Consider the following 7244-nt stretch of genomic DNA (forward strand, 5'->3'; position numbering starts at 1 on the left):
ATTAACTGGAGATGAAATTATATTGGATAATGATAAAGTAACAACAGACTATTTTCAATATATAATTCTAGCTAAAAATTCACCACAAGTAGAACCATTAGAGTAAAGATAATAAATGTGAATATTAAATAAAAAGGGCAAATATATTTGTCCTTTTTATTTAATAACATAATTAATTAGGAATAAAATAAATTTTGCATTAGTTATTTTTTACTAGCTTATGTATATTAAGGCTTATTATAGATGATAGAATCAGTGAAATTCATCCTATTAACAAATAAAAACCCAATTTACCTTTAATTAAATCTATTAAAATACATACTACAGCAACTAACAAAGTGACTAATTTAAAAACCTTTAATAAATGCTCTCTTTTCAATAATAATCCCCCGTGAATTTTAAAAACAATTAATATATAGTACGAAATTTAAACCTATACATTTATATTTATAATTTGTATATATTAAAAAATATAATCATTTTTAAATTAGACTATTTCAACATATCTCTTTGCATAATGGCTACATATTAATTGTATAATCATAATAAAAGCTCCACAACTGGCCAGTATAGATTCCTTTGTTAAAATTAAAAGTATTCCTAAAAATATAATGTATATTGAGCATATGTAATTTTGTCTAATCATAATTTTAGTGAAATTTTCTTTGTTTGTAACTATATATTTTTCTTTAGAAATGCCATATAAATTGCTAGATAAAGCTTCTTTTTTATAAGAGTTTGGATAAACATAATAATTCCTAAAATAAAAAAAATTGCTCCTATAATTAATGAAATCATATTTTTCATCCCTTTCCACAATAGTTATTTATATACTAATTATAACATTATTTAACATGCAGTTAATAATTAAATAAACTATATTATTTTATATAATAAAAAATGAGTATAAAAAATAGTGAAAAATAAAATAAATAGTATAGCCTTATTAAAAGAAATGTGATATACTTTTTAAAGAAAAAAGTATTTTTGATTAAAGTATCATACTATATTGATATTTTGAAAATAAATAGTGTTTAACATTTTTAGTGATATATACATAATTTAAAATAAATTTACCTTTAAATATAAATTATATTAGTGTTGGAGGAAAGCGTATGAAAAATTGTTTAATAGCTCAATCAGGAGGTCCAACTTCTGTTATAAATTCAAGTGTAATAGGTGTTTTTGAAAAAAATTTAACATATAAAAAATTTGATAATGTGTATGCAGGTATAAATGGGATTGAGGGCATATTAAATGAGAATATAGTAAATTTATCTGAAATTGATAAAGATATTGTTTGCAATCTTAAATATACTCCATCATCAGGGTTGGGATCTTGTAGATATAAATTAGAAAATGCTAATAGTTCTAAAGAAGAGTACATAAAATTATTTGAATTACTTTCTAAATATCATATAGATACATTTTTTTATATCGGTGGTAATGATTCTATGGATACAGTAAATAAATTAAGCATTTTCGGAAAAGAGATAAATTCTAATATTAAGTTTATAGGAATACCTAAAACTATAGATAATGATTTAGATGTTATGGATCATACACCAGGTTTTGGTAGTGCAGCTAAATTTATAGCAACAACAGCACTAGAAAATAGTTTAGATGCTGATGTATACAACACTAAAAATGTTTTTATAATTGAGTCTATGGGAAGAGATACAGGATGGTTAGCTGCAAGTGCAACTATTGCAAGAATAAATAATAGGCCGGTAGTGGATTTTATATACATACCAGAAATGCCTTTTGATAAAGTAAAATTTTTATATGATGTTAAGAAAAAGCTTGAAGTTAAAAATACGGTAACTATAGTTGTTTCGGAAGGATTAAGAGATAAAGATGGAAAATTTATATCACAAATGAATTCATTTGGTACTGATAAATTTGGACATGCTCAATTAGGTGGTGTAGCCAATTATCTTAAAAATTTACTAAAGCAAAGTGGTGTGAAAAAGGTAAGAGCAGTTGAATTATCTACACTTCAAAGATGTTCTATGCATTATGCATCTCAAAGGGATATAGAAGAAGCATATAATTTAGGTGAATTTGCCCTAGAAAATTGTGAAAATATAGAAAGTGGTTATATGGTTGCTATAAAAAGAGTAAATAATATTCCATATGAATCAGAAGTATTTACTTTAAGTACAAGTCTAGTTGCAAACAAGGTCAAATATTTTCCGAAAAATTGGATTAATAGTGAGTGTAACAACGTAACTGATGAAGCTTATGAATATACGCTTCCTTTAATATTTGGTGAACCTAAAATTCAATATGAGAATGGTTTACCTAAATATGTAAAAATAAAATAGCTAACGAGATTTATTAAATGGTGCAAAACCTATAGCACCATACCTTAAATTTTATCCATATAAAAGCCAATGGGTTTAGTACTCATTGGCTTTACTATTTAAGAACAATAGAGTATTATATAATTTTGAAAGATATAGAAATATAGTTAGGAGTGTTGTTGAATGGAAGTTAAATTATATCCAAAGGAAAAAAATGATAAATACGGTTATATAGATGAATTGGGAAATTTAATTATAGATTATAAATTTGATTTTGCAGATGAATTTGAAAATGATATGGCTTTGGTAGAAATAGATGGGTTATGTGGATTTATAAATAGGGATGGTAAGATAATTATAAATCCTAAATATGATGATATAAATTATTTTAATGAAGGTGTTGCAGTTGTAGAAATACATCATAAGTTTGGTTATATAGATGAGAGTGGAAATGAAATTATAAAACTTAAATATGAAGAAGCTAAAGGTTTTACACAGGGTCTTGGAAGTGTAAAATTACTAGGGAAATATGGGTACATAAACAAAAAAGGTGAAGTTGTTATACCTTTTTCTTATGATGACGCAAGTCAATTTGAAGAAGAATTGGCTTTAGTACGCAAAGGAGAAAAATTTGGATTTATAAATTGTAGTGGAGAAGTTATAGTGGACTTTATATATGATTTTGGAAGCAGTTTTAGTGATGGGCTAGCGGTAGTAGCTATAGATGACAAGTTTTTCTTTATAGATAAGAATGGAAAAAAAGTTTTTGACAAAGAATTTGAATTTGCCAATGGATTTAATGAGGGTCTAGCAGCGGTAAGTTATAATGATTTTTATGGTTTTATAGATAAAACAGGTGAATTTGTTATAGAAAATAAATATAAATGGTGTGATAACTTCATTTCTCAGTACGCAGCTATATTTGATGGGGATAAGTATGGGTTTATAAATAAAGCTGGTGAAATTGTTATACCTTGTAATTACGAAAATGTATTTGACTTTAATGAAGGATTATTTTCAGTACAGTTAAATGATAAATGGGGGTTTGTTAATGATAGGAATGAAGTGATAATACCATTTGAATATGATGAAGTAGAGAATTTTTATGATGGAGTGGCAAAAGTTATAAAAGATGAATCTGAAATGTATTTAAATAAAAAAGGTGATATAATTTAGAAAATTAATATTTGATATAAATTAAAATTTTATAAAAATGCCGTAAAAAAGAAAATTTAAGAGTAATAAGATAAGCATTTGGTTAGTATATTATTAGAGATTTAGATAAATATTAATAAAGAAATAGAGCAAAATAAATTTGCTCTATTTTTAAAATTAAATACCAAAAATACAGTTATTGCTTTAAAAAATAAAGAAATTTCAAAATAATCTTAACTTGTTTTAAATTATTTGATAAAATCTATATTAATAATATAATTATGAAAAATTTTAGTCTTAGATAAATACATAATTAAACAACTAAAAGAATAATATATTAAGTATTTATTTAAAATAAATTATATGATTAATGAGATAAAAAATCTAAATTTATTTTGAAGTTTTATTATCAATAAATATAGTGTTCTAAGTTGAATTTTAAATTTATTTATTTATCGAATGAGAAAATTCAAATTAATATTTTGCTAATAGTTAATGGTTTATTTTAGTTAGAAATCAATAGTGAAGAGTTTTTCTTATTTTTTCTCAGCTGATAATAAAAATTTAATGAATACATTTAAATTTGAGCTTGTTTCCTTATAGTATTTAAAAAGTTATTAACAAATTTAAAGATAGATAAACTTTAAAGGAGAGGTAATTTATGAAAAGTCCTAATTTAATATACGATACTGATAACAATGTAATACTAGATAAAGTAGACGTTACTGGCTACGTATGTGGAGAATTTGTAGAGTTTTCTACAAGTTATATTTATGAGAATAGAGGGGGAAATGATGTAGAGGCGGTATTTACATTCCCAATTCCAGAAACAGCAGTACTTTCAGGATTTGAGGCAAATATTGGTGGAAGAACTATAAAGACTACTATTGAAAGTAAAGAAGAAGCAGAAAAGATTTGTGATAAATTAAAAGAAGAAAGTTCTAATTTTTTATTAGAAGAAATTAATGCAAATGATTTTAAAATATCTATAGGAAAAATTATATCAGGAGAAACTATAAAACTTAAAATATCATATATAGAAGAATTAGAATATGAAGAAAAAAGTTTAAAACTTACAATACCTCAAATTGTTGAACCGATAAACATAGAAAATAGTAAGAATTTGATGAATGAAAATGATTATAAATGCTATTTAAATTTATTAGTTGAACCTTTTAATGAAGTAGAATTTGAAAGCTCAACTCATGATATAGCAGTTGAAAAAGGCGATGGCTATATATATAAAATTTATTTTAATAAGACAGAATATTTAGATAGGGATTTGGTTATCTATATAACAGAAAAAGAATTAGAAGAAACAACAGGAATGATATATGAAAACCCTAAAGATAATAGTAATATATTATATTTAAGATTTATGCCAGATATAGAAGAGGAAGAAGAAAATTTGGTACATGAGTATGAATTTTTGGTAGATATATCTAGTTCTATGGAGGGAGAAAAATTATTACAAGCTAAAAATGCTCTTCAAATATGTCTTAGAAGTTTAAATGAGAAAGATACATTTAATATAGTTGCTATGGGTGACAAGCTTCATTATTTTAATGAAGGTGGAAAAGTCCTATATAATGAAGAAAACTTAATTTTAGCTTCAAAATTTATTGATAATCTTCAATGTGAAGATGATGCGCTAATATTTGAAGGTATAAAACATGGATTAAAAGATGACCATAAAGGAAAGGAAAATACTATATTACTATTTACTGATGATATAGTAGATGATGAAAAAGAGATATTAGATTATGTTGAAAAAGTTTGTGAAAATAGTAGAATATTTCCTTTTGGTATAGATGCATCAGTAAATACGTATTTTATAAACAAATTAGCTAGAATAACTTATGGTAAAGCAGAGTATATAAATGATAACAATAAAATTGAGGATACTATATTAAACCAATTTAATAGAATAAGGGGATTGCAAGTTACAGATATAAAATTAGATTTTGGAGATATGAATGTTGAAAAAACATATCCTAGAACTATAGAGTATATGTATGATGAGGAGCCATTTTCTATATTTGCTAAAGTAAGAGGAAAAGCAGAAGGGGTAGTTACTTTAACTGGAATGGTTGGAGAGAGGAGAGTTCAAAGAAGAGTTAGTTTGAATAACTTAGAGCTTGAAGAAAATGCAAATGTTATAGAAAAAATTTGGTATAAAAAAAGATGCGATTCTATTGAACAAAGAATAAGATTTGAAAGAAGTGAAGTTTATAATTCTATGAAAAATAAACTTATAGAATTATCTAAAAAGATTGGAGTCTTAACAAGTAAAACATCCTTTATTCTTATAGAAGAAGTATATGATCCAGTTTTAAATACTGCATTTAAAAAATTTCTACCAGTTAATATAAAATATGAAGAAAGTGACAATATAGATGATTTTTGTGGAGTATATTACAGAAATTCTTTAAATAAAGATTTTTCAGAAGCTACTAGAAAAGAAATGATGAGGATTTTAGCATCTCATCAATTTGCAAGTGGAGCGTTCTCAGATTCAATATTAGATACCAGTGAGGATAAAATACTATATACAGCTAAGTCTATTATAGGATTCACTGAAGGAAAAGAAGAAATAAATATATATAAAAATCTATTAAATAAAGGATTATCATATATAGTTTATGCTTTAAATGATGAGATAGAAAATTATAGTGAAACTACAATTATTGCTTGTTACTTAGCCTTTAATCAATCGCTGAAAAGGATAATTATTAAAAATGATAAAAAATCTTGGGCGAAAAAATGGAATGAAACTTTTGCAAAGGAATTAATAAAAAGAAATATTGATATAAATAAAGCTGAAACCATATTAAAATCAAGTATAGAGAATGAAAAATTAGAGGACAATACTTTAAAAGGATTAATAGATCATTTGGTGTTAAAATAGGAATAAGTATAAAATAAGGCACTAAAAAAGTGCCTTATTTTTAATTAAATATGTATTTTGTTGCAATAAGTTATGATAAATTACTATGAAAACACATTGTAAACCTAATATAAAAATTAGTTGACAATACTTTAAAATGATTGTAAACTTAAAATATAAATTAAAGTTTACGGAGGGAAATATGAAAATTACAGTTAAAGACATGATAATATGCGGGCTATTTGTGAGTATAACCGCACTTCTTGCACAGATAGCAATTCCATTGCCTTTTTCAACGGTCCCGATTACAATGCAGATTTTTGCAGTGGTTCTAACTGGTGTTGTTTTAGGTGGCAAAAGAGGTTTTATATCACAAATAATATACATATTACTAGGTTCTATAGGAATACCAGTTTTTACACAGCTTAGTGGAGGTTTTCATTTAATAGTAGGTTACACTGGAGGATTTATTTTATCATTTCCCTTAATAGCTGCGTTAATGGGGTATATATCCTACAAGACAGATAAATTATATTATATGATATTAGGTGTAATAGGTTCTATGATTATAAATTATGGACTAGGGGCTATGCAATATGCTTTTCTAGCACAAGTTACTTTAAAAGATGCATTAATAGTTTGTGTAGCGCCATTTATCATAGTTGATATAATAAAGTACATAGCAGCAATTACAATAGGGTTAACACTAAAAAAAAGATTGAAATTGTAGAGTTTAGAAAGTTATTGCAAAACTAAATTAAATTTAGTAGTGTGATAACTTTTTTTATTGTATAGAAATATAAAGTTAAAAATTATATAAAAAAGGATGTGAATATACTATTTTTTTGATTAAATATTTATATGCTGTCAAAGCTCTATATAAGAACAATTATTTT

Annotated in this window: 4 protein-coding genes; all 4 read left to right on the forward strand. The window is 24.8% G+C overall.

From position 1 onward, the window contains the following. The first annotated feature begins 1115 nt into the window (after nucleotides 1-1115). The 4 genes from CSGHG_RS14760 to CSGHG_RS14775 all read left to right on the forward strand — a co-directional run bounded on the left by CSGHG_RS14760 (nucleotide 1116) and on the right by CSGHG_RS14775 (nucleotide 7078). Nucleotides 1116-2327: a 6-phosphofructokinase gene (locus tag CSGHG_RS14760; protein WP_010296857.1), complete on the forward strand. Its 1212-nt coding sequence runs from the start codon at nucleotides 1116-1118 to the stop codon at nucleotides 2325-2327. A gap of 162 nt (nucleotides 2328-2489) precedes the next feature. Further along, nucleotides 2490-3482, forward strand: coding sequence for a WG repeat-containing protein (locus CSGHG_RS14765; protein WP_010296859.1), 993 nt, complete (start codon nucleotides 2490-2492; stop codon nucleotides 3480-3482). Nucleotides 3483-4122: 640 nt separating this feature from the next. Further along, entirely contained in the window at nucleotides 4123-6369 is a 2247-nt protein-coding gene (locus CSGHG_RS14770) for a VIT and vWA domain-containing protein (protein ID WP_010296861.1), read from the forward strand. A 181-nt stretch (nucleotides 6370-6550) separates the two neighbouring features. Beyond that, nucleotides 6551-7078, forward strand: a complete 528-nt coding sequence (locus CSGHG_RS14775) for a biotin transporter BioY (RefSeq protein ID WP_010296864.1) — start codon at nucleotides 6551-6553, stop codon at nucleotides 7076-7078. Nucleotides 7079-7244 lie beyond the last annotated feature (166 nt).

The sequence above is a fragment of the Clostridium senegalense JC122 genome (genome assembly GCF_000285575.1).
Taxonomy (GTDB): domain Bacteria; phylum Bacillota; class Clostridia; order Clostridiales; family Clostridiaceae; genus Clostridium_J; species Clostridium_J senegalense.